A 23816-nucleotide genomic window follows, 5' to 3' on the forward strand; every position below is an offset into this window, starting at 1 on the left:
AAAACCCTGCCACCATCATCACCAAGGCTGCTACTAAGGCCGGCGCGAGGGCTTGGGGTGCCATGTCCATGAACCACCAATAGACGAAGAATGTCACCACCCCTACTGCGGCCAGGCCAGCGAAGACCACTTTGACATTGATGTCGCGGTCAGTGCGCAGAGTAGCCTGCTGTGCTCCTGCGGCCTTGCGCACGTCCTCTACCGACCGCTTGATGCCTCCGGCCAGACTCTTACGCATGCGGAAAAGGGTGTACGCTGCACTCATCAGCATGCCGCCAATGGCAATTGGCCTGACCGCGTTGGCAAACATGTTCTCGGCTACCTCGGTCCAGGTCATGCTCCCCTCTTCAACCAAAGGCGCATACTGAGGTGCCAAGAGCAGCACCAAAAGGGGCACGAACAATCCCCAGGAGAGCGCTCCTCCGGCGAAGTTGAGTGCCGCCAAACGCGGCCCGATGATGTACCCCACACCCAGGAACGCCGGACTCAACGCAGGCGTCTTCAGCAGGAAGCCGCCACTGGTCTCCACTCCGGCAAAACCCTTTGTAGCCGTGCCGGGAATAATCTTCCTTGCCACTTGCACAAAGTGTTCCCACTTGCCGGCGAAAATATTGACGGTCTTGAGAGCCTCAACCAGCCCGCCGATGCCCATGGCGTAGAAGAGGTACTGGGCGCCAGAGGCTCCCCCGCGTCCCGCCTTGTGGATTTCCCCGGCTGCCACCGACTCCGGAAAGGGCAGCTCTGGGTCGTCCACCATCATCCGGCGCAGAAGAGTCACGAAGAGGATGCCCGCGGCGCCGCCCACCAGCATGATGACGCTGGAACGCAAGTAGCCTGCAGTGCTGCCGAAAAACTCCGGTGTCCAGACGCCGGCGATCAGAAATGCAGGCAACGTAAAGATTGCCCCGGCAGCCACCGACTCTCCGATAGACCCCACCGTTCTGGACAGGTTTTCTTCCAGAATGTTGCTGTCCTTGAAAAAGCGCAAGATGGCCATGCTGAGCACTGCTGCCGGGTAGGTGGCAGCGATGGTCATGCCCGCCTTGAGCCCCAGGTAGGCGTTGGCCGCCCCAAGTACTACCGCCATGACCAGGCCAGGGACAAGCGCCCTGAGGGTGAACTCTTTGAGTTCCATGTGGGGCGGCACGAAAGGTTTGTACTCCCGCTTCCCGCCCTGCTGCTTTGCTTCCGCCATGCGTTCCCTCCTCTGTTGCTTTCTCCTCGCTTCAGTCCGCTCCACCGGCACGCCTCCCTCCCCGCGGCGCACGCTCCGCGCCCACGTCGCGAAGTGCCAGCAACTTAAAACAAAATGTGCTAAAAGTCAAGTGGAAAAATCTGCCGGGGGAACACAGAACAGGGACCGTATCCCCCCTGCACTCATTCCCTGACCAGCAAAGCCTGGAACCATCGCCCTGGCGATACGTTCAACGGACAGTGCAGACCCGTGAAGGCCACCTGTCATGAGACCCCTGGTAAAGCCACTCCTCATCGCGCTCGCTCTCCACGTGGCGGCGGCGCTCATCCTGGTGGCGATCCGCATGCCGCTGCCATGGAGGGTGACCGGGCTGGAGCTGAGCCTTATGCCACCGCCAGCCGAGCAAGCCCGCCCCATTCCCCGGCGCGTGCGTAGCCAGGCCATCCAGGCACCTCCCCTAGTGACAGTAGGGCCTGATCATGTTCTCCCCCAGCAGGCAGACACGGTACGAACTGTCCTACCCGCGCCGCTAACGGCAGCCGACGTGCTCCGCGGGGCAACTGACTCCCTCCGCGCGCAAGCGGCCCGCCGATGGGCGCTGTTCCATCAGCCCCTGCCTGACTCGCTTTTGCTTCCCACTCCTGCGGAGCTGCTCATGCAACGCTTAGCGCGCTATGGCCCGCCTTTCGGCGACCCCCATGCGCCACCCTCCGGGGATCGCGTTGGGGATGAGATTTACAAGAGGGGTACCGGTCACGGGAGGCTGACCGATGTGGGGTCGCTGCTACAAAAGCTGACCGCCAAGCGCGCCGCGCCACCCCCGCGCATCACCCGCGAGCCCAGCCTGCAGGAGCTCTGCGTGCTGAAGGAGCTCTGGCGAGCCGGCAGCGCCAGTGGACCCCAGCTTTATCGGCAGCTCGACCCCGCCCTTGTTCCCTCAGCAGAATGGCTTGATCGCGTGCTGGAGGAGATGGCCGAGCGCGGCCTCGTACGTCGGCGCCTGGTCTCACCGCAGGACGTCCTCACAGTGAGTACGCCACTTGGCACCATGGAAGTGGAACGCAACCAACTCAACAAGCTGAACCGGGTGTACGAGTACAGGCCGGCCATCAGCCGCGAAGCAGTCCTGCACTATCTCCAGGGCGCGCTGTTGGAACACAGCGCAGGCGACTCCTCCGGTCAAGCGCACAAACGTCTCATGGAGAAGCTGCTCATTCTGGCGAGGGAGCAGTGAAAACCGAGCTATAGCCACCCTTGAGCACGATACCAGGCGGCGGTTTGCGCCACGCCCTCGGCCACATCGACGCGCGGCGCAAATCCGAGGTCTTGCTTGGCGCGCGTATTGTCACAGACCCAGTAGCGCTGGCGCATCTCCCTGACCTTGTCGCGACTGAGCAGCGCCGGTTTCCCGCCCACCCGGGCCATAAGCTCCGACACGGTCCCTACTACAGGGAGAACCACCTCCGGTACGCGAATCCTCACACACCTCTTGCCCAGAACCGAGGCGATCTGCTGAGCAAAAAGCTCCCAGTCCACCGGCTGATCATTGCACAAGAAGTAAGTTTTCCCCAGGGCTTGTGGGGTGGTGGCAGCCAACAAGAGGCCCTCGACCAGGTCCTGCACGTGAATGAGGCTGACGAGTCGACGTTTGGAGCCCACAAGGGGACATAGACCACGCGCCGCTAAGCGAAACAGCGCCAACACATCGGTGTCACGCGGACCGTAGACCACCGGCGGCCTGACGATCACGGCGGGGCCGGTCTTGGCGTACTCTTGCACGAGCAATTCTGCCTGGAGCTTGCTTTTGCCATAGGCCGTAATCGGGGTCGGCGGGTCGTATTCAGTCTTCGCCCGCTGGCCGTCGCTGGGCCCTGCTGCTGCCTGGCTCGAGACAAAAACCACGCGCGGATTGCCCCTCTCGCGACAGGCATCCAACAGACGTGCTGTTCCCTGGGTGTTGGCCACGAAATACCCTTCGGGTGTAAGGGACTTGGTAGCCCCGGCTAAGTGGAACACCACATCCACACCTTCCAGGGCTCCCTGGAGCGAGGCAGGGCTATCCAGGCTACCATATGTAAGCTGAACGTCTAGGCCCTGCAACCAGCGGAGGTTACTTGTCTTACGGACAAGGCAGCGCACCTCGGCCCCCTGAGCCAGAAGCCTCTCCACGAGGTGGCTGCCGATAAACCCATTTGCGCCTGTCACCAAAGCTTTCACCTTTGTCTCCTTTTCCCTGTGCCGACCGATCTTTTTTCATTGTACGGAAAAGGACGCAAAAAAACAAGAACCTTTTTGTGCTGGCGCGCTGTGTGTCAGCAGGGGTTTGCTGTCCTTGCGGGACGGTTCCCGAGCTTGCTGGGCGGCTTGGGCTGCCTCCGCCTTTGTGGCAGGCTTGCCTTTCACCGCAGGTTTACGCGTAGCGCGAGCCTTCACCTGCTTCCGCGCACCAGAGAAGGGCCAGTCGCGGTCGGTGTGCTTCCGCCGCCCGCTCGTGCACGAAGACCATCGGTCAGCCGGCACGCCTGCCGAAGGAGGAACCTGTATCACCACCAGAAACCCCTCTCGGTGGGACCATGACGATGCACCGGAGAGCGCTGGCGTGACGTCACCTCTCCTCGCCCCGGGCGCTGAAGGGGCCCTCAGCCATTCTCGTCGCCCGACCGCCGTCACCTGCCTTTTTCCTTGACATTTGTCGTTTTGTTCCGTATATTAACTATAACATGCGGAAGACCTGAACCACATCGGCACCGCAGCACACGCCCAGCCGCTGTGCGCTCTGCCTGTACATGCCTTTTTCTACCAGCAGTGAGGAGGTTGCCGTGGACCTGTTCGACAAGTGTAAGAGCTTTACGCGCGCCCGCGAGGCGATGGCCGCAGGTTACTATCCCTACTTTCAGCCTATCGAGTCGGGAGCCGCCAATGAGGTTGTCATGAAGGGAAGGAAGGTCATCATGATCGGCTCCAACAACTACATGGGGCTGACCCAAGACCCGCGCGTCAAGGAGGCGGCCATCAAGGCGGTACAGAAGTACGGCTCCGGCTGCACCGGCTCGCGCTACTTGAATGGCACGCTGGACATTCACGTGGAGCTTGAAGAGCGCCTGGCTGCGTTCATGAAGCGGGAAGCAGCCTTGGTCTTTTCCACCGGCATGCAGACCAACCTGGGCACAATCTCGGCCATCGCCGGCAAGGACGATCTGATCTTTGGCGACCGCGACAACCACGCCTCCATTGTCGACGCTTGCCGCCTGTCGTTCGCCAAGCTCATCAAATTCCGCCACAATGACATGAACGATTTGGAGCGGCTCTTGGAGCGCTTTAAGGATCACGCCGGCGGCAAGCTGATTGTGGTCGACGGGGTCTTCAGCATGGGAGGGGATATCGTCAATCTGCCGCGCCTGGTGGAGCTGGCGCGCAAGTACGGCGCGCGCGTCATGGTGGACGACGCCCACTCCACGGGTGTCTTGGGGGCAAACGGCAGAGGCACGGGCGAGCACTTTGGCCTGGAAGACCAGGTCGACATCGTCATGTCCACCTTTAGCAAGTCGTTCGCCTCTATCGGCGGCTTTATCGCCGCTGACGAGGACGTCATCCACTATATCAAGCACGTCGCCCGCTCCTTTATCTTCTCTGCCAGTCCACCGCCGGCAGCAGTGGCTACGGTGCTCGCCTGTCTGGACATTATCATTAAGGAACCAGAACGGCGCGAGAGGCTCTGGGCCAATGTGCGCAAGATGAAGAAGGGCTTCCAGGAGCTCGGTTTCAACACCGGCAACAGCGAGACGCCCATCATCCCCATCATTATCGGCGACGACATGCAGACCTTCATGCTGTGGAAGCGTCTGTTTGAGGACGGTGTGTTCACCAACCCGGTGGTCAGCCCGGCCGTGCCGCCAGGCATGTCCCTGCTCCGCACCAGCTACATGGCGACACACACCGATGAAGAGCTGGACATCGTCCTGGAAAAGTTCAAGGTACACGGCAAGGCGCTTGGCATTATCTGAAGGAAAGACCAATGTCCGCAAGCAACGTGCCCATTGTTCGCCCGGTGGCTTCCCGGCGCGACCTAGACCGCTTCGTCAAGTTGCCATGGAGTATCTACCGAGGGAACCCCTACTGGGTGCCCCCCCTTATTGTTGACGTCAAAAAGCTCCTGGACCGCAAGAAGAACCCATTCTTCCAACACTCCGAGGCGGAGTACTTTTTGGCTGAGCGTGACGGCCTGGTGGTGGGACGCATTGCGGCCATCGTCAACGACAACCATAACAAGTTTCACAATGAAAAGACTGGGTTCTTCGGCTTCTTCGAATGCATCAATGACCAGGAAGTGGCCAACGCGCTTTTCGACGCCGCCGCGTCGTGGCTGCGCAACAAGGGGATGGAGATCATGCGCGGCCCCATGAACCCCAGCACCAACGACACCATCGGCCTCCTGTTGGACGCCTACGACAAGCCGCCGGTGATCATGATGACCTACAACCCGCCCTACTACGTGGACTTGGTGAACGGCTATGGCATGACCAAGGTCATGGATGTCTACGCCTACTGGATGGACGCCTCACAGCCTTTGCCCGAGAAGCTGATCCGGGTAACGGAAAAGGTCAGGACCAAGGAAGGGCTGCAGTTTCGCAGCATTAACATGAAGGACTTTTGGGGGGAGGTAGATCGCATCCATCAGATCTACAACAAGGCGTGGAGCTACAACTGGGGCTTTGTGCCGATGACCACCGAGGAGTTTCACCACCTGGCCAAAGACTTGAAGTCGGTGGTGGACCCTGACCTCGCCTTCATCGCTGAGATGAACGGCCAGCCAGTTGGCTTCTGTTTGACCCTGCCCGATTTTAACCAGGCCCTGCATAAGATCAACGGCCGCCTCTTACCGTTCGGAATCTTCAAACTACTTTACTATGCGCGGAAGATCAATCAGGCACGCGTGATCACCATGGGCGTCATTCGCGAGTACCAAAAACGGGGCATTGACGGCTTGTTTTACCTGGAGACCTACCGCAGGGCTGTAGCCAAGGGATACAAGGGCGGCGAGTTCTCCTGGGTGCTAGAGAACAATGTAATGATGCGCCGCACGGCGGAGATGATGGGCGGCAAGATCTACAAGACCTACCGCATCTACGACTACAAGTTGTGACGGCGGAGGCTATTCCAACCAGTACAGAATACGCCCACAGTTCTCGCAGGTAATAACGGCTGCATCCTCGCGCCCCTTGGCGGCAAGTGAGGTGGGCAGCCGCATAAAGCAGCCCAGACAGGTGTCACCCTTGACCGGCACAATGGCACGCTTGTACCGCGCCTTCAGGCGCTCATAGGTGGCATAGAGGGGTTTGCCTATCTTTTCTTTGAGCTCCTCGCGTGCCTGTTCCAGTTTGTCCAGCGAGGGGGCCTCAAAGCCCAGTTGCTTAACATCTTCCACCTCGCGAATCATGATATCCAGGTCTTGAAGCGCCACCAGCAGCTCCAATTGTTTCTTGACCATCACTCTTCTCCTTTGATGACCGCGACAAACTCGGCATACGTCTTGGCGGCGAGCAAGCTCTTGCGGTTCTTGCTTTCGTTGACCAGCTCCACTAATCGTCCCAAAGCAGGCAGGTAGCGGCTGTTGAGCTCCTGCGGTGGGGCCAGGACCATGAAAAAGAGCTGCGCCGGTTTGCCATCAATCGCATCAAAGTCGATGGGCTCGGCGCTACGGCCAAAGGCGATGCTCACGTCAGGCACGGCCGTGGAGCGCCCGTGGGGGATTGCTACGCCCTTGCCTATGCCCGTACTTCCCAGGCTCTCCCTTTTGTGGAGCATCTCCAGCACAATAGCGCGATTCCTAATCAGCCCTTGGCGGACAAAGGTATCGAGCAACTCCTCGAGTACCTCATCTTTGGTCTGTGCCCGCATGGGCACTACAAAGCGCTCGGCCGAGAAAAGGCCGGCAAGCTCTTCACGTGTCATTGGCGTGTTCCTCCGATGGTGAAATGGGTCGAGGTTCCTGCTCCTGGCGCGCAGCGTCGATGACCCTTCGCACTGCTGGCATCACAAAGACCTGGTCAAGCTCAAGGCGAGCCAATTCGCGTGCCAACACGCGAATCTTTTTGCGCGTAGGCAGGGCCGCATTGGCGATCAGCAAACGCTGGTCCTCTACGCGGCACAGGCCGCCGTCGAAATCGCCTTTCTCATAGCGCAACTGGATGCCCAGCTGCGCCACCAGCTCCTCCAAGGAGCGCAGGAGATCCTGGTCCTTCATTGCTTTCACAGGTACCGGTCAAAACCACCCCGACGCATCGCCTCCACCAGCTGCTTCACTTCCTGTGAGCGCTGGCGCGGGCAGATGAGCAGCGCCTCCTCGGAGTCCACCACTACCAGATCATGCACACCCAAGAGCGCCACCAACTTGTGCGGCGACCACACATAGCATCCACTTGCGTCGTGCGCGAACAGAGGGCCTTCGCTCACGTTCTCTTGCTTGTCGCGCTTGCCCAACTTGTACACTTCTTCCCAGCTTCCCACGTCGCTCCAGCCAAAGTCCCCCTTCAGCACGACGATGTTGTCGGACTTTTCCATCACGCCATAGTCAATGGATATGCTGCGCGTCTGGCGATACACCCGCTCGATCACTGCCCGCTCGTTCTTCTTGCCGATGTGCCGCTCGATCTCGCACAGCCCTTCGTAGAGCTCTGGCAGCTTGTCCTCAATCTCCTTCAGGATGCGACTCACCTTCCAGACAAAGATGCCGCTGTTCCATAAAAAGTCACCGCTGGCTATGAACTGTTGCGCGTACTCCAATGAGGGTTTCTCGGCAAATGTCTTGACCGAGTAGCAGGACACGCCTGCTAAGCGCTCGAGCTCCTTGGGCTCGTGTTGGATGTAGCCGTATCCTGTGGCCGGGTAGGTAGGTTGGATGCCGATAGTCACCAGGCAGTCGTGCGTGCGCGCGATGATCTCAGCAGTCTTGAGGACCTTGCGGAAGGCGCGCTCGCGTGCCACCACGTGATCTGCCGGCATGGCCACCATCACCGCCTCCGGGTCTATCCGACGAATGTACAGCGCACCCAGACCAATGCAGGGAGCCGTATCCTTACCTCGGGGTTCGCCGATGATGTGCTCCGGCGAAAGCTCGGGCAATTGCTGGGCAATCAACTCGCGCTGGTGCTCAAGACAGATGACAAAGGTCCTTTCGCACGGCACAAGACCGGCGAGGCGCCCCACAGTGTCCTGAATCATAGAGCGGGAACCGACAATGTTGAGCACCTGCTTGGGCCTTGACATCCGACTGCGCGGCCAGAAGCGTGTGCCTACGCCCCCGGCCATAATGAGCGCAAACATGCGGTCTTGCCTCCTCACTGCCTGCCAGCTTCTCCACTGGGAAGGAACAAAAAAAGGCCACGACACCTGCACCTCTCTGCAGGACTGCCGCGGCCTTCCATCAGGGTTCACCAGAAGACATCAATTCGGGATAACTACCTCGCGTACCAGTTGTCGTTGCCATTCTCAAGAAGGGAGGTCGCTTCTGCTGTGCCCCACCCTTCTCTTAGCCGGGACCCCGGCCAACAATTTCCCCGCCCTAAAGCAGCTGCTCCAGCCTATCGACAATGCGCTGTTTGGAGACGCTACCCACAAGTTGACCGGCTACCTTGCCGTTCTTGAAGAAGAGGACGGTGGGGATCATGGCCACGCCGAAACGTGAGGCCAGCCGATTCTGCTTGGTCACATCAACATTACCCACCTTTATCTTGCCATCGTATTCGTTGGCCACCTCCGCTATCACTTGCGCCAGCATGCGGCAGGGGCCACACCATTCGGCGGAGAAATCCACCAGGACCACCCCCTGGGCAGAGGTGACATGCTCGCCAAAGTTAGCCTCGGTCAGGTCGACCGGCCGTGCCATCGCTCCCTCCCTTCTCTTCATTTCCAAAAACGGCACGTTAAAATATCACTCCGTTTTCTAAATAGCAAGGACTTTTTTTACCTTGGCGTGGAACGATTAAAGACCAGGAGGCGAGGCTCGGTCATCTCCTCGATGGCGTACCTGAGCCCTTCCCGTCCAAAGCCTGAATCTTTGACTCCGCCGTAGGGCATGTGGTCGATGCGAAAGGTGGGGTAGTCGTTGACCACCAGGCCGCCAACAATGATTTCGTCGTGGGCATACATGATCCGGTCAACGTCCTTGGTGAATACGGCTGCTTGCAAGCCAAACCTGGACTCGTTCACCGCGATGATGGCCTGTTCGAACGTGTCGTACGGGTCGACGGTCACAATGGGAGCAAAGACCTCTTCACTGCGCACCTTCATGTCTGGGGTGGTATTGGTCAGCACCGTCGGTTCCAACATGGCACCATCCCTTTCGCCGCCCACAAGCACACGCGCCCCTGCCGCCACAGCCTCGTGGATCCACTGCTCGGCGGTCATTGCCGCCTGCTCGGTAATCATTGGCCCACAGACGGTGTCCGGGTCGGCAGGGTCCCCGACCATAGTCTTGCGCGTTGCCTCCACTAACAGGCGAGTGAAAGCCTCAAACACCGGGCGATGCACAAAGATGCGCTGGACCGCGATGCACACTTGTCCCGCATAGGCAAACCCGCCGAGAGCTAAGCGCGCCGCGGCAAATTCTAGGTCAGCGTCTTCGTGAACAATGGCCGCCGCGTTCCCCCCTAACTCCAATGTGACTTTCTTCTTGCCGGCGATGCTTTTCAGATGCCATCCCACCTCGGCGCTGCCGGTGAACGTGAGCATCGCCACCCCAGGGTCGGTGGCTAACAGCTCCCCTACCGGCCCGGGGCATGGCACCACATTGAAGGCGCCAGGAGGCGCCCCTGCGGCCATGATAATCTCCCCCAGCTTCAATGCCGTGATCGGCGTATACGAGGACGGCTTGAGCACCATAGTGTTGCCTGCAGCAAGGCAGGGGGCCACCTTGTGGCATACAAGGTTCAGGGGAAAGTTGAATGGCGAGATGCCTCCGATGACGCCGATGGGATAACGGCGCGAATAGGCAAAGTGTCCCTTGGCCGTGGGGAGCAGGTCCAAAGGAATGACCTCCCCGCCGATGCGCTTGGCTTCTTCGGCGGCCACGCTGAAAGTGTAGATGGCGCGGTCCACTTCGCCCTGGGCGAAACGAATCGGCTTGCCTGCTTCCGCGACTATACTCTGGGCGAGCTCCTTGGCCCGCGCGCGCAGCCCGGCCACCACCCCCTGAAGCAACTCAACGCGTGCGTAAGGTGGCATCCGCCGAGTCACTTCGAAGGCGCGTCGCGCCGCAGCAATTGCCTCCCCTACGGCAGCAGGTGTCCCACGCGCCACCGCGGCGATCTTCTGCCCGGTAAAAGGGTTGACAACCGCGAAAGTAGCCTCCCCCTCGCGCCACTCACCATTGATGAGCATGCGGTAGCGTCTGGCCATGGCGACCCTCCGTTTTCCGACTGCCTCTCCTGCTCACGAGGAACGGCCTATTTTACGACAGTGGGAAGAAAATGTCAACTCTTTTTTCCCCGACGAAAAAGGCCACCAGGGAAATCCGGTGACCTGAGATCCGCAAAGCTTCGGGTGTGGTGATGTGCGGGCTGGTTACTCCACTACGACTGCGGTGCCGTAGGCAAGGATTTCGGCCGCAGCCGACATAACCATGGACGTGCTAAACCGCAACCCCACCACGGCATTAGCCCCGAGCGCCTTGGCTTGCTCCAGCATGCGGTCCAATGCCTGCTCTCTGGACTCCGACAGCATTTTGGTATAATCGGAAATTTCGCCGCCTACCAGGTTCCGCAGTCCGGCCATGATGTCGTGGCCGACGTGACGGGCGCGAATCGTGTTGCCTCGCACAAGGCCCAGGTACCGCACCACTTTCTTGCCAGGAATTGTCTCCGTTGTCGCGACGTACATAGACTTTCCTCCGTCAGGATTAGCGCACGAAACGGTAACGGTCACGCCTCCAAAAGTACAGGCGTTCACGGATTATTGACAGCAGCAACAATACCAGCCCAGCGATGCCTGCGAGGATCGCCACCTTCAGCGAGACCGCTAGCGACGGGTCACGAATCAATTCCTCGACCACTCGAAACCCCGCGTAGATCAACAGGGCCGCCAGGCTGACCGCCAGCAGGACCGCGCCTACGCCCCGCTCAATTCGGTTATAGACACGAGACCAATACTCCTGCCAAATTCTGGTTTCTGGCTCCATGAGCGTCACTCCTTCTGTGAGCTGTCTCAGCTCGCGAAAGCCCTCGAGTTCCTTCGCACACGCATAGCACGTCTGGAGGTGGCGTTCAAGCGCATGCCGCTCCTTCTCTTCAATCTCTCCGTCGAGAAGCGCCATCATTAAGGGCCTGGCTTTTTCACACTTCATGCTCGTCACCTCCTTGCTCCTTTTCCAGCAGACGCCTCAGGGCACGTCGGGCATGGTAGAGCCGTGACATGATTGTACCCACTGGCACGAACAGGAGCTCAGCCATTTCTGCATAGGTCAACTGCTGAAAGTGGCGGAGCACGATGACCTCCCGATGCGTGTCCGAGAGCTGACCTATGGCGCGCCACACCTGTTGCGCCGTCTCGTCCCGCTCCACGATCGCCTCCGGGTCGAAATGATACTCGGCCATTCTCTCCAGCTCCTCAGGTCCCAGCTGCCCCAGCGTAATCAGGCGTTGCTTGCGCCTCGCGCGCAGATGGTTGAAACAGAGGTTGCGCAGGAGCTGGTAAAACCACGGCAAGAAGCTCCGCTCCGGATCAAAACGCCGTATGTGCCGATAAGCCCGGATGAAAGCCTCCTGCGAAAGGTCCAACGCATCGTCATGGCGCCCGGTAAGACCGAGAGCCACAAAGTAGGCCAGGCGCTGGTACTTTTCCACCAGAATCCTGAACGCCTGGGCGTCACCGCGCTGGCAGCGCAGGACCACGTCTCGCTCTGGAGGCACCTGCCGTTTCGTGTGCTCGGCCACTTCCATTGTCCACACAATATACGCTACCCACCCCTCACTTATTCACGCCGAAAATTTACGCTACCTTTGGGTTACTCGCAAGGGAAAAGACGCTTTTGTGTTGACAATGCCCCTTTTTCTTCCTATATTTCACCGCCTGATTTCGCGTCAATGGAGGGACAATGCTAACGGATCCGCGCCTTGAAAAGCTTGCCAACGTCATCGTAACTCATTCCACAAGGCTGCGCCGCGGGGATAAGCTACTCATCGAGGCAGTCGATGTGCCAGACGAGGCAGTACTGGCCATCGCACGTCGCGCGACCCGTGCCGGGGCAGAAGTGTTCGTGCTCACCAAGCACGGGGTCATCCTGCGCGAGCTCTGCCGCCAGGCCACCGAAGAAAGCATGCGGCTGATGGGCCAAGTGGAGGCAGCGTTGATGGAGCAGATGGATGCCTACGTTGCCTTGCGCGGCAGCCACAACGTCGCTGAACTGTCGGACGTGCCGCCAGACAAGATGCAGCTCTACCAAACTCATTGGTGGAAGCCGGTCCACCTGCAGATCCGCGTGCCGAGGACAAGGTGGGTAGTGCTGCGCTGGCCCCACCCTGCCATGGCGCAACAGGCGCACATGTCCACGGAAGCCTTTGCCGACTATTTTTTCACCGTCTGCACGCTGGACTACCGGCGCCTATCTCGTGCGATGGAACCCCTGCGCGAGCGCATGCTTCACACCGACATGGTGGAGATCAAGGGCCCAGGCACGGCTCTGCGCTTCTCCATCAAGGGGATGCCGGCGGTCAAATGCGACGGCAGGCGCAACCTGCCAGACGGCGAGCTGTTCACCGCCCCGGTGCGGGATTCAATCAATGGGACCATCCGCTTCAATACCACCTCGGTGTTTCAGGGCGTTCGCTTTGAAGGAATCACATTGCGGTTTCGGCACGGGCGAATCGTCGACGCGCGTGCGGACAAGACTGAACGCCTGAATCAGATTCTGGACAGCGACGAAGGGGCCCGTTATACGGGCGAGTTCTCCTTTGGCCTCAACCCCTACATCACGAAACCGATGCAAGATACGCTATTCGACGAAAAGATCGCCGGTTCCTTCCACCTTACCCCAGGTTCGGCATACGAGCAAGCCGACAATGGCAATCGGTCACAGGTGCACTGGGACATGGTCATGATGCAGACACCCGAGTACGGAGGCGGCGAAATCTACTTCGACGGCACGCTGATACGCAAGGACGGCCTTTTTGTGCCTGAAGACTTGCACCAACTAAACCCAGACCGTCTGCTGCACTCAGGGAGATAACCTTCGAGAGCCACATGAAGAGGCAACATGCCCGTGCGGGAAGAAGCAGTACTCGGCGCGCAACCCTCTGTCTGGCAGGCGTGGCTCTTCTGTCCTTGTGGGCCTTCCCGAGTCACAATAGCGTGGACACGAACGAGATAAAACGCCTTCGGGACGATATTGCCCTGAAAGAACATGACCTCCGGGGCCTCTTTGCTATTGCCTACAAGGACCTGGACAGCGGGCAGACTTTTTTCCACAACGCCCACGAGCTGATGCACGCAGCGAGCCTGATGAAAGTGCCGGTCATGGTGGAGGTCTTTCGTCAGGCGGAGCGCGGGCACTTTCGCTTAGAGGATTCGCTGATGGTGCGCAACCGCTTCCGGAGCGTGGTGGACGGCTCCCCCTACGCCCTCCGTCTGTCCGAGGACAGCGACGACGCCATTTATGGCGCCATTGGGCGGCCGATGGCAATCCGCGAGCTGGTGGAGCGCATGATCACCGTGAGCTCCAACCTGGCGGCGAATCTCTTACTTGAGCTCGTTGGCCCGGATAAGGTTACCGCCACCATGCGCGGCCTCGGCGCCCCCCACATTTATGTGCGCAGGGGCCTGGAAGACGACAAGGCTTTTGCCAAAGGGATCAACAACGAGACCACGGCCTACGACATGATGGTTATCCTTGAGGCGATCGCCCGAGGCAGGGCTGCCAGCCAGGCCTCCTGCTCCGAGATGATTGACATCATGTTGCGGCAAAAGCTCAATACGAAAATCCCCGCCCTCCTTCCGGATTCCATCAAGGTGGCGCATAAGACGGGCTCCATTTCCGGCATCGACCACGACGCCGGAATTTTGTACTTTCCGAGCGGCAGGCGATGTGTGCTGGTCATCATGAGCAAGGGCATTGCTAACCACAATCACGCGGCGCAGGCTATCGCCCAACTCACCCGCGCCGTACTGGATGCGATGGGGCGCATGTAAGTGAGGAGGATCGCATGGTAGAAGAGTTCCGTAACCAGCCGTACACTGATTTTTCCGTTCCGGCCAACCGCGAAGCTCAGGAAAGGGCCATTACTGCGGTGGAAGCCTTGGCCGACCGCGAATATCCGCTTGTTATCGACGGTAAGGAGGTCAAGAGCGGGAAGGTAAAGCCCTCGTTCAACCCTTCAGACAAGGACCGGCAGGTGGGGGCCTTTCACCAAGCAGGACAGAAGGAAGTGGACATGGCCATGGCGGCGGCTCTGCGCGCGTTCGAGTCCTGGCGCTGGGTGGAGCCGCAGGAAAGGGCCATCGTCCTCCTCAAGGCAGCAGAACTCATGAGGCGCCGCCGCTTCTTGATGAACGCGTGGATGATTCTGGAGGCGGGGAAGAACTGGGCTGAGGCCGACGCCGACACCGCCGAGGCAATCGATTTTTTGGAGTTCTACGCCAGGGAGATGCTTCGCTACGGGACTCCCCAGCCTGTGACCCCGGTCAAAGGTGAATTCCCCCAGCTGGTGTACATCCCCTTGGGTGTGGGCGTGGTCATTCCGCCGTGGAATTTTCCCAACGCCATCCTCACCGGCATGACCGCAGCGGCCATTGTCACAGGCAATACCGTGCTGCTGAAGCCTGCGAGCGATACTCCAGGCATCGCCTACCAGGTGGTGGAGATCTTTCGCGAGGCTGGCCTGCCGCCAGGCGTGCTCAATTACATCCCCGGCAGCGGCGCAGAAATCGGCGACTACTTGGTGCAACACCCAAAGACGCGCTTCATCTCCTTCACCGGCTCCATGGAAGTGGGTCTCCGCATCAACCAGCTCGCCGCGACGCCCAGTCCGGGACAGATTTGGATCAAACGCGTGGTGGCCGAGATGGGGGGAAAGGACACAATTATCGTGGACAGCGACACGGACTTGGAAGCGGCTGCAGACGCGGTGACCGTCTCCGCGTTCGGCTACCAGGGGCAAAAGTGTTCGGCCTGCTCCAGGTGCGTGGTGGTCGGCGAGGTGTACGACCGGTTTGTGGAGCTTCTCAAAACCCGAGCCGAGAAGCTCACCATTGGCCCCACCAAGGACCTTGCCAACTATCTCGGCCCGGTGATCAATAGAGCTTCCGAAGAGAAGATCCTCCAGTATATTGAAATCGGCAAGAAGGAAGGAAAGCTGGTGACCGGGGGAGAGAAGGCACCTGGCAGCGGTTACTTCATCCGGCCCACGATTTTCAAAGATATCGCTCCTGGGGCCCGTTTGGATCAGGAGGAGATTTTTGGGCCGGTACTGGCGGTTCTGAAGGCGAAAGACTTTGCTCACGCCCTCACGTTAGCCAACAGCACCATCTATGGCCTGACCGGCGCGGTGTGGACCCGCGACCGTTTCAAGATCGCCGAGGCCAAGCGCCTGTTCCACGTGGGGAACCTGTACATCAACCGCAAATGCACCGGCGCGCTCGTCGGTGGGCATCCTTTCGGAGGCTTCAACATGAGCGGCACTGACTCCAAAGCAGGCGGCCGCGACTACTTGCTCCTCTTCTTGCAGGCCAAGTCCATCTCGGAAAAATTGGGGTGACCGGCGGCGGCCTATGCGTGCGGTGGTGATACAAGGGCCCGGGCGGGCGTCAGTCGAACAGGTACCCGACCCGGTGCCTGGCCCGGGCGAACTTCTTGTGAAGGTCAAGGCCTGCGGCCTCTGTGGAACTGACGTCCACCTGTTCCGCGGTGTCTACCTAGGCACCTACCCCCTAATTCCGGGCCATGAGGCAAGCGGCGAGGTAATGGCGCTCGGGCCAGGGGTGAGCGGTTTTTCCCCAGGCGACCGCGTTGCCATCGAGCCCAACATTGCCTGCGGCACGTGCCGCTTTTGCCTCAGCAATCAGCAGAACTTTTGCGCCAGCTGGTCCGCCGTGGGCGTGACGCGCCCCGGCGCTATGGCCGAATACGTGGTGGCACCCGCCCAGAACTGCTTCCTCATTGGCTCACTGCCGTATGAAGAGGCCGCCTTCATGGAACCTTTATCCTGCGTTCTGCACGGGCTCCAGCAGGTGACCGTGGAGCCAGGTGACCACGTCCTTCTCCTTGGAGCCGGCCCCATCGGTCTTCTCCTCCTTCATGCGCTGTTTTCCACGGGCGCGACGGAGGTCACCGTGGTGGAGCGCACGCCACGCCGAAGGGAAATGGCGGCCCAGCTGGGCGCAAGGGTCTTCGCCAACTTGAGCCCCGAGCTTCGAGCCATGGGCGAGGCAGATCACTTCGATTTGGTGGTCGAAGCCACCGGTGATCCTGCGCTCATCTCAGAGTGCATCCGGCTGGCACGGAAGGGCGGCCGCGTGCTCCTCTTCGGCGTACCCCCTGCCGATAGCACGGCGACCATCGAGCCGTTCCAGATTTTTCGCAAGGGGCTGCGCATAGTCAGCAGTTACACTTCACGGCGTAACTCCTTTGCCGCGCTCCGGCTGCTGCAAGGCGGGCGCGTCCAGACCCAGCACCTGGTCACGCACCGCTTGCCGCTCGAGCAGTTTCCTCAGGGCGTCCAGCTGCTGGACAGACCGGAACACGTCTTGAAGGTCATGTTTAACCCAGAGCTTCTGCCGGTATGACCAACACACATAGATTTTTCAGCTAAGGAACCGAACTCTGTCGGGGCTTGGCTTCTTGGACAGCATGAAATGAGGGGTCGCACTATGGCCGATTTCGCGCACCAGACAACCTCTCGCGTTGAGCAAATTGCCCTTGCCCACAGCGGCTTTGACCTGCGCTACCCGCCCACCGAGAAGATCGGGGTCATTATTGTGCCAAACTTCCCCAGCCTTGGCCGATTAGTGGCCCTGCGCTTCCTGGAATGGGTGCAGGCAAATCCAGGCGGGGTTGTGTCGCTGCCCACCGGCAAGACACCCGAGCATTTTATTAAGCACGTAGCTCACTACCTGGCCAGCTGGGATCATCCAGAGACCCGCAAAGACCTGGAGGCAGGCGGAGTTGACCCGGCGCAAAAACCGGACATGGCCAGCCTCCACTTTGTGCAGATTGATGAGTTTTACCCCATAAATCCCACGCAGCATAACAGCTTTTACTACTACGTGAACAAGTTCTACATGGCGCAGTTCGGCTTTGACCGGCGCAAGGCCCTGTTGATTAACTGTGCGGCCATCGGGCTGCCCGAGGGCATGGACCTGGACGACGTGTGGCCGGATGGTAGTGTGGACCTATCCCTCCGCTACCGGCACCCCCACACGCACTTGGAGCGACTACAGCAGCGCGTGCTGGCTGCGGTGGACCAGTGGTGCAGCGAATACGAGGACCGCATTCGGGCCCTAGGCGGTATTGGCTTCTTCCTGGGTGGCATTGGCCCCGATGGACACATCGCCTTCAACGTGAGAGGATCGGACCATCATAGCACCACACGCTTGACCGCGACCAACTATGAGACCCAGGCGGCTGCGGCCAGCGACTTGGGAGGCATCGAGGTGGCCAAGAACCGCCTGGCCCTCACCATCGGACTGGCCACCGTCACTTTCAACCCCTCCTGCACAGCCATTATCATGGCCGCTGGTGAGGCGAAGGCGAAAGTCGTGCGTGATGCCGTCTGCCAGGAGCCCCACATCGACTACCCCGCCACCGTTCTGCACAAGTTGCCCAACGCCCGTTTCATCGTCACGCAGGGTGCGGCTTCTTTGCTACCCGAACGGACCTATCAGCTCTTTGTGAAGATGCCGGAGGTCCCGCCCGAGAGCGTCTCCCGCATAGTCATCGATCTCGCTTTGGCGCGGCGCAAGCGCGTGCTTGACCTCACGCAGGCTGACTTTGCTGCCGACCGCTTTGGGGCGGCCTTGCTTAGTCGATTGGGCTCGACAGCCGAAGCAGTCACGCAAAGGGTGCACGAGGAGCTGCTCGCCAAGCTGCAGGACGGCATCACGCCGCGCGCCAATACCGTATTCCTCCACACTGCGCCGCACCACGACGACATCGTGCTCGGCTACTTTCCCTTTGTGGTGCGTGCTATTCGCGATGCCTCCAACTCCCACACCTTCACCTACATGACCTCGGGCTTCACGGCCGTCACTAACGCTTACGCACGGAGCTTGGTACAAACCTTGCGCATTTTCTTGCGCAAGCCGGACTTTCGCGCGCTCCTTGCTCAGGGCTACTTCCGCCCCACAGACATCCAGGCACGGAATCGAGATGTGTGGCAGTACCTGGACGGCGTGGCGGCCGACAGCCTGGTCATGAAACAGGAAGGCGAGGCGCGCCGTCTTCTCCGCAACCTGGTGGAAATCTTCGAGGAGGAGGATCCCGAACAGATCGAACATCGCCTGGATGAGTTGGACAACTACTTCCGCACGCAGTATGCGGGCAAGAAGGACTTGCCCTACATCCAGCAGCTCAAGGGCATGATCCGTGAGTGGGAGGCAGACTGCCTGTGGGGCTACTTAGGGTTCGATGCCAGCTCGGTGGTGCACCTGCGGCTCGGCTTTTACAAAGGGGAGATCTTCACGGAGGAGCCCACCCTGGAACGGGACGTGCCGCCCATTTTGCGCCTGCTGCACCGCGTCAAACCCCACGTGGTCACCGTTGCTTTCGACCCGGAGGCCAGCGGACCTGACACGCACTACAAGGTCCTCCAGGCAGTCGCTGAGGCGTTACGCCGCTATCAGGCCCAGACTGGGCGCACCGACATCGAGGTGATCGGCTACCGCAATGTCTGGTACCGCTTCCACCCGGCTGAGGCAAACCTCTACGTGCCGGTCTCGCTGAACATGCTGGCTCTGCTGCAGAGCGCTTTCAGCAACGCGTTTGTTTCCCAAAAGGCTGCCTCCTTCCCCAGCCACGAATATGCCGGCCCGTTTTCCGGCCTGGCACAGCAGATTCAGGTGCAGCAGTACCAGATGCTCAAAACGTGCCTTGGTAGGCGCTTTTTTAACGACCACCCCAGCCCGCTCATCAGGGGTACGCGTGGTTTTGTCTTCCTGAAACGAATGACCCTGGAGGAGTTTTCGCGGCAGGCGCGCGCCCTAAAGCGAAGTACGGAGGAAGAGAGCGAGGCCTGAACACGAAGCTTGCAGAGGAGGCTCAGCCACCCTCCAAACGCTGGCTGAGCTGCTCCATGTAAACGCCTTCTACCTCCGCAGTCTCATGCCCTAGCAAGGCCTGGAGTTCCTGGCGGACGGTTTCCCTTTTCTGTTCCAGCTCTGGGTCGCGCAGAGCCGCGCCTTCATAGGCATCGATCAGCGCGGTCATGAAACTCTCCGGGTAGGCCACACCGCCGTGTTTGCGGTCATTGAGGGCGAGCGCAGCATCCAGGAGGGCGAAGCAGATGCGCCTGGCTTGGTCCCATTTCCCCTCGACCCGCAGCATCAGCGCCCGCTGGAGGATGAGCCGCGCGGGCACCAAAAGCTCCTCCACCGACCAGCCCCCGCCGGTGGGCATGTCGAACAGGTCCGCGATCCACTGTTTAAGCCGCTCGGCCTCGTCCCCTTCGCCGAAGAAGGCTGCCACCTCCGGGACCACCACTGCCATGTTCACCAACAACTCCACCAGGGCGCTCTTGTCCTGCTTGCGAATGAGCCTACGCATCTCCTGCAATGACAAGAAACTCTGGGGCCGGTCCAGAAAGGCCAGCGCCGTCGCCACCTGATGCCGGCACAGGCCCCCCCTGACCGGCGAGCAGCCGCAGCGCCCAAAGATCTGCTCCCCTTCGACTACTACTTCCACGCGCCACAGGCCATCTGCCTTCACGGTCGCCAAAAGGCCGGTGTCGGTGCGCAAGCGAGCCTTCACCCGCCCCCCAAGGTAGTACTTCATCCCCTGCTCGTACTCCTTCGGATCCGATAGCGCCTGGATATCCAAGGGGGTAATTCTGGTCGGCATACCGCTCACTCCTTGCCATGGCCACGTTTCATGTCTAATATAGCAATGCGCGCGACTTTCGCAAGAAAAATTCGCCGCGGTAGCACCGTATCGGCAAAAAAAGAGCCGCCACGACCCGGCAGGGCCGCGGCGGCTCCAACCTACCCCCCTACAAGTGTGCGGTTACCGCAGCAAGGTCATCTTCTTGACTGCAGTGAAGTCACCCGCCTCGATCTTGTAGAAGTACACACCGCTGGCCATGCCAGTAGCGTCCCAGGTGGCCGCATACGTGCCGGCCTGGTGGTAGCCGTTCACCAAGGTGGCCACCTTCTGGCCCAGCATGTTGTACACGGCAATGGTGACGTTGCCCGGCTTGGCCACGGCAAACTTGACCGTGGTGGTCGGGTTGAACGGGTTCGGATAGTTCTGGTGCAGCGCGTACTCCACCGGCACCGTCTCACCCGTACGGACCGCGCTCGGCGCGCCAAAGTGCTTCAGCGCCTCCACCATCGGGTTCGAAACATCGATGGGGATCCAGTGGTACTTGGCCTTGCCCGTGTTCAACGCCAGCTGGTCAAAGGTCAAGAACACCGTATGGACGTTGTTGTAGAAATTGTACAGACCCATGACGTTGTTGGCGTCTGCGGAGTCGGCAAATAGCACCGTCGCCGCTGGATTGGTCGCCGTGATGGCATCGTTCCAGTTGGCAAAGCCCAGCTCATAGTACGAGTCATAGTAGAGCTGCAGGCTGTCCGCGCAAAAGTCCTTGATGTCCTTCACAATGGGGTGGTCGGTCGCGTTCAGCGGGTGCGCGTTCTGGTTGTACGGCTGGATATCGCTGACTATGGTGCCAATGCCGAAGTAATCGTACTGGATCTGCCCGGCGGCAAAGTTCAAATCGACGCCGCCACCCTTACCGTAGGCCCACTCCTGAGAGGACCAGAAGTAGCCCTTGGTACCGGAGCTCTTCTTGGCACCGGTCAGCCATGCCGCCACCACGTCGTCATCGAATAGATACAGCGGCGAAGAGCCATCCAGCTGCACAATCCAGTTGTACATCTTGTACAGCTCGGTGGTCGGCGGGCCGTCGGCGTCTGTCCACCACGTGTCGTACAAGTACTCGACGCCTTTCGGGTCATGGAAGTAATACGGCATGATGAACGACGCAGGGAAAGTGTTGTCGTTGTACACGGCCAACACATCGTGCTTTTTCACAAAGTAGCCGTAGCTGCCATGGATAGACTCGGCCTCCAGGCCATTCTTGTCCTTGGCCCAGAAGTAGTACTCCACCACGTCACCCGGGCCGATAATGCCGCCTGGCACCACGCCTTCCCAAGTCCCATTCGCGTCGGTGCCCTCTACCAGCGTCATAGCCACGGACGAGAAAGCGCCGCCGTTGACGTTGTAGTAGAGTTTCGCCTCGGCAATGCCCGCCTTGGCCGGGTCAGAGGCGTCGAGGTCCTCCATGTGGGCACGCAGCGGCCGCGGGTCGGCATTCAGCACCGAGCCGTAAGGTTCGTACTCGATCTTAGGCGGCGTATTCTCATAGAACTCCACCTCGAGGTAGAAGATCCAGCCGTAGTGGCGGATGTGCCAGCCACCCTTGCCCGAGGTGCCGCCACCGGCATAGTACTTCAACCCACGCCACTCCGGAAGGGCAGTGGCGTCGCCGCTGGCAGTGCCGAAGTTCTGGCCGGCAGTGCCAAAGGGGGCATAGCAGACGTAGAAGGGGTCATGGCCCATATCCGGCTCAAAGCCTAACCAGATCATCGGCGTCCACACCCACTCGTTGCGCACCGCGGTCACCGGGAAGTCGCCCCAGATGATCTCGCCCAATGGCGGCTGGCCCCAGGAGCTGCCGCACCAGTTGCCGGTAGTGCAGCCCAAGGGGTGGCTCGCCCAGCGGCCAACCCAGCCCTTACCGTCCACGCTGTCCTTCGGCCAGGTGCGGATGTCGGCAGCCGCCTTGGTCACGAACAGGTTGAACCCGTCGTTAAACTGGCCCGACCACTCATTGGTCTTGATAGCGATGGACTTGAGGTAGTACGCGGCCGTCGGCTCCTGGAAAAACTGCGCCATCGTGTCGCCCGGCGCGGCACCAAAGTTCACCGTCTCTGCCAAAGGCGGCGCAATGGTGTCAATGATGCCGGCGAACTTGCTCAAGGGGCTGGGCGTCAGCAGCCGATCGACTGCGCCGTTGTTCAGGTCCTTCTTCGTGGCGTAGATAATGGCATCCTCGTCCACGCCCCGGTACGGCTTCAGCAGGGTGATGCGGCTATCGCTCGCCAACACCGCCGAGGCCGCCAACAACAAAACCGTGGTAACTACGAGGGCTTTTCGCATGTGCAAACCTCCTCAGTGAGTTGTCATCCACAGCGTACCATGCCACCCCCTCAGAGTTCCGGGCCTCACCTCCTTTCTGTTTGGGTATGGCATCGGGCTCGACTCGGGCGCTCACCTCCTTTCTCCCGTTCGTCAGACCTGACTGGAAACAGAGCTCGGACCTCGCCTTTGCGGCAGCCTCACCTCTTGGGCCTGGCCGCTCAGCTCAGAATTGCACCGACATGGTGAACCACTGGTTGGCGTCGGTGTACTTCACGTCGCGATAGGCATAGTCAAAGAGCACATAGGTGTTGCCCCCCAGGCTGTAGCGCAACCCTGCACCAAGGGTGAAGCCGAAAATATAGTCTTCCGAGGCCTGCACCGCCGAGCCATAACCGCCGCGCAGGTAGACCAGCTTGTTGAAGGCGTACTCGATTCCTGCCTGCACCTGGTCCACCGAGGCATTGAAGTTGCGGTAGGATGCCACCGCGGTTATGACGTGCTCGTCGCTCAAGTGATATGGGTAGCCCAAGCTGATTTCGAAGTTGCTGGGCAGCTCGAATTTTTGCGCCTCAAGTCTGAGGTCCATCGGCTCGCTGCCGTACTCGGTGTGGGGCAGCTCCACGGTGCGCTGCAGGTCCTCACCCACAAACTTCATCATTGGGCCAAAATTGTTGAGCGAGAGCCCCATACGCACCCCGGGGCTGCTGATGTACTGGACGCCAAAGTCAAAGGCCACGCCGCTGGCGCGCATGCGCAAGAAGCTCTCGGAGATGACCTTGGCGTTGGCGCCGAAGAAGATGCGGTCGGTCATCTGCCTCGAGAAGGTCAGCCCCACCGTCACAAAGTTCGGGGTAATGGTGCGCCCGGTGCCCTCGGTCTCGAACTCCGTGGTCTCGATGATGTCGCCAAAGTCCAGCACCTTAGCGCTCAGGCCGAAGGAGCCCAGGGTGCCGAAGCGCGCCGACACCGCGAAATAGTTGATGCTGGTATCAAAAATCCACTTTAGGTGCGAAAAGGTTGCTTCGGCAGCGGCGTCGGTGGCGGCCAGACCTGCTGGGTTCCAGAAGATGGCTTCGTTGCCGCTGGCCAGGGCGCCTGTTGCCCCACCCATGGCAATGCCCCTCGAGCCTACCGGGATAAGCAACTCCTGCGCTCCGGCGGCACCACGCTTATCCGGGTTGCCGGCCACTGCCAGGCTCCACCCCAGAGCCACAACGACGAGCAGCACCAGGATTCTTGCTATTCTCATGGTCCAGTTCTCCACAAGGTTCTTCCTTT

Annotated in this window: 22 protein-coding genes; 8 read left to right on the plus strand and 14 right to left on the minus strand. The window is 60.1% G+C overall.

The genetic code is table 11. The features are described 5' to 3' along the window. Window positions 1-1195, minus strand: a 1195-nt coding sequence (locus ONB25_11160; protein MDZ7393441.1) for an oligopeptide transporter, OPT family, incomplete at its 3' end; no start/stop codon positions are given. Between the two features lie 265 nt (window positions 1196-1460). Between ONB25_11160 and ONB25_11165 the strand changes: the two genes are divergently transcribed. Continuing rightward, on the plus strand, window positions 1461-2429 hold the full coding sequence (locus ONB25_11165) for a hypothetical protein (GenBank protein MDZ7393442.1): 969 nt from the start codon (window positions 1461-1463) through the stop codon (window positions 2427-2429). 8 nt (window positions 2430-2437) lie between these two features. Here ONB25_11165 and ONB25_11170 read toward each other — a convergent pair whose 3' ends face one another. Next, the gene (locus ONB25_11170; protein MDZ7393443.1) at window positions 2438-3412 is read right to left on the minus strand and encodes an NAD-dependent epimerase/dehydratase family protein; all 975 of its coding nucleotides are present in this window, start codon (window positions 3410-3412) and stop codon (window positions 2438-2440) included. A gap of 602 nt (window positions 3413-4014) precedes the next feature. Between ONB25_11170 and ONB25_11175 the strand changes: the two genes are divergently transcribed. Beyond that, window positions 4015-5199, plus strand: coding sequence for an aminotransferase class I/II-fold pyridoxal phosphate-dependent enzyme (locus ONB25_11175; protein ID MDZ7393444.1), 1185 nt, complete (start codon window positions 4015-4017; stop codon window positions 5197-5199). A gap of 11 nt (window positions 5200-5210) precedes the next feature. Then, window positions 5211-6338, plus strand: a complete 1128-nt coding sequence (locus ONB25_11180) for a hypothetical protein (GenBank protein MDZ7393445.1) — start codon at window positions 5211-5213, stop codon at window positions 6336-6338. Between the two features lie 9 nt (window positions 6339-6347). Here the strand turns inward: ONB25_11180 and ONB25_11185 are convergent, their stop codons facing one another. The 9 genes from ONB25_11185 to ONB25_11225 all read right to left on the minus strand — a co-directional run bounded on the left by ONB25_11185 (window position 6348) and on the right by ONB25_11225 (window position 12123). Beyond that, window positions 6348-6683, minus strand: a complete 336-nt coding sequence (locus ONB25_11185) for a C4-type zinc ribbon domain-containing protein (protein MDZ7393446.1) — start codon at window positions 6681-6683, stop codon at window positions 6348-6350. After that, complete coding sequence (locus tag ONB25_11190; protein MDZ7393447.1) at window positions 6683-7147, minus strand: PTS sugar transporter subunit IIA; 465 nt, start codon at window positions 7145-7147, stop codon at window positions 6683-6685. The genes ONB25_11185 and ONB25_11190 overlap by 1 nt, the downstream gene beginning before the upstream one ends. Then, window positions 7137-7439: a hypothetical protein gene (locus ONB25_11195; protein MDZ7393448.1), complete on the minus strand. Its 303-nt coding sequence runs from the start codon at window positions 7437-7439 to the stop codon at window positions 7137-7139. The genes ONB25_11190 and ONB25_11195 overlap by 11 nt, the downstream gene beginning before the upstream one ends. Window positions 7440-7444: 5 nt before the next feature. Then, complete coding sequence (locus ONB25_11200; protein ID MDZ7393449.1) at window positions 7445-8518, minus strand: mannose-1-phosphate guanylyltransferase; 1074 nt, start codon at window positions 8516-8518, stop codon at window positions 7445-7447. A gap of 238 nt (window positions 8519-8756) precedes the next feature. Next, entirely contained in the window at window positions 8757-9080 is a 324-nt protein-coding gene (trxA, locus tag ONB25_11205; GenBank protein MDZ7393450.1) for a thioredoxin, read from the minus strand. Between the two features lie 77 nt (window positions 9081-9157). Then, on the minus strand, window positions 9158-10591 hold the full coding sequence (locus ONB25_11210; protein MDZ7393451.1) for an aldehyde dehydrogenase family protein: 1434 nt from the start codon (window positions 10589-10591) through the stop codon (window positions 9158-9160). Between the two features lie 165 nt (window positions 10592-10756). Then, entirely contained in the window at window positions 10757-11071 is a 315-nt protein-coding gene (locus ONB25_11215) for a YbjQ family protein (protein MDZ7393452.1), read from the minus strand. 19 nt (window positions 11072-11090) lie between these two features. Beyond that, on the minus strand, window positions 11091-11534 hold the full coding sequence (locus ONB25_11220; GenBank protein MDZ7393453.1) for a zf-HC2 domain-containing protein: 444 nt from the start codon (window positions 11532-11534) through the stop codon (window positions 11091-11093). Next, the gene (locus ONB25_11225) at window positions 11524-12123 is read right to left on the minus strand and encodes a sigma-70 family RNA polymerase sigma factor (GenBank protein ID MDZ7393454.1); all 600 of its coding nucleotides are present in this window, start codon (window positions 12121-12123) and stop codon (window positions 11524-11526) included. Before ONB25_11225 ends, ONB25_11220 begins: the two co-directional genes overlap by 11 nt. A 161-nt stretch (window positions 12124-12284) precedes the next feature. Between ONB25_11225 and ONB25_11230 the strand changes: the two genes are divergently transcribed. From ONB25_11230 to ONB25_11250, 5 genes are all read left to right on the plus strand, one after another. Then, on the plus strand, window positions 12285-13415 hold the full coding sequence (locus ONB25_11230; protein ID MDZ7393455.1) for an aminopeptidase: 1131 nt from the start codon (window positions 12285-12287) through the stop codon (window positions 13413-13415). Window positions 13416-13429: 14 nt separating this feature from the next. After that, entirely contained in the window at window positions 13430-14374 is a 945-nt protein-coding gene (locus ONB25_11235; protein MDZ7393456.1) for a class A beta-lactamase-related serine hydrolase, read from the plus strand. A gap of 14 nt (window positions 14375-14388) precedes the next feature. Next, window positions 14389-15939 carry an L-glutamate gamma-semialdehyde dehydrogenase gene (pruA, locus tag ONB25_11240; GenBank protein MDZ7393457.1) on the plus strand — a complete coding sequence of 517 codons (1551 nt, stop codon included), beginning with the start codon at window positions 14389-14391 and terminating at the stop codon, window positions 15937-15939. 13 nt (window positions 15940-15952) lie between these two features. Next, window positions 15953-16966 (plus strand): zinc-dependent alcohol dehydrogenase family protein, encoded by a 1014-nt coding sequence (locus ONB25_11245; GenBank protein MDZ7393458.1) that lies wholly within the window; start codon window positions 15953-15955, stop codon window positions 16964-16966. 84 nt (window positions 16967-17050) lie between these two features. Beyond that, window positions 17051-19414 (plus strand): 6-phosphogluconolactonase, encoded by a 2364-nt coding sequence (locus ONB25_11250; protein ID MDZ7393459.1) that lies wholly within the window; start codon window positions 17051-17053, stop codon window positions 19412-19414. A 22-nt stretch (window positions 19415-19436) separates the two neighbouring features. On the opposite strand, the gene ONB25_11255 is transcribed toward ONB25_11250, so the two are convergent. From ONB25_11255 to ONB25_11265, 3 genes are all read right to left on the minus strand, one after another. Then, window positions 19437-20234 carry a hypothetical protein gene (locus ONB25_11255; GenBank protein MDZ7393460.1) on the minus strand — a complete coding sequence of 266 codons (798 nt, stop codon included), beginning with the start codon at window positions 20232-20234 and terminating at the stop codon, window positions 19437-19439. A gap of 162 nt (window positions 20235-20396) precedes the next feature. Continuing rightward, window positions 20397-22556, minus strand: coding sequence for a T9SS type A sorting domain-containing protein (locus tag ONB25_11260; GenBank protein ID MDZ7393461.1), 2160 nt, complete (start codon window positions 22554-22556; stop codon window positions 20397-20399). Between the two features lie 205 nt (window positions 22557-22761). Continuing rightward, window positions 22762-23787, minus strand: a complete 1026-nt coding sequence (locus tag ONB25_11265; GenBank protein MDZ7393462.1) for a PorV/PorQ family protein — start codon at window positions 23785-23787, stop codon at window positions 22762-22764. Window positions 23788-23816 lie beyond the last annotated feature (29 nt).

This window comes from candidate division KSB1 bacterium (assembly GCA_034506335.1).
In the GTDB taxonomy this organism is placed as follows: domain Bacteria; phylum Zhuqueibacterota; class Zhuqueibacteria; order JANLFK01; family Oleimicrobiaceae; genus Oleimicrobium.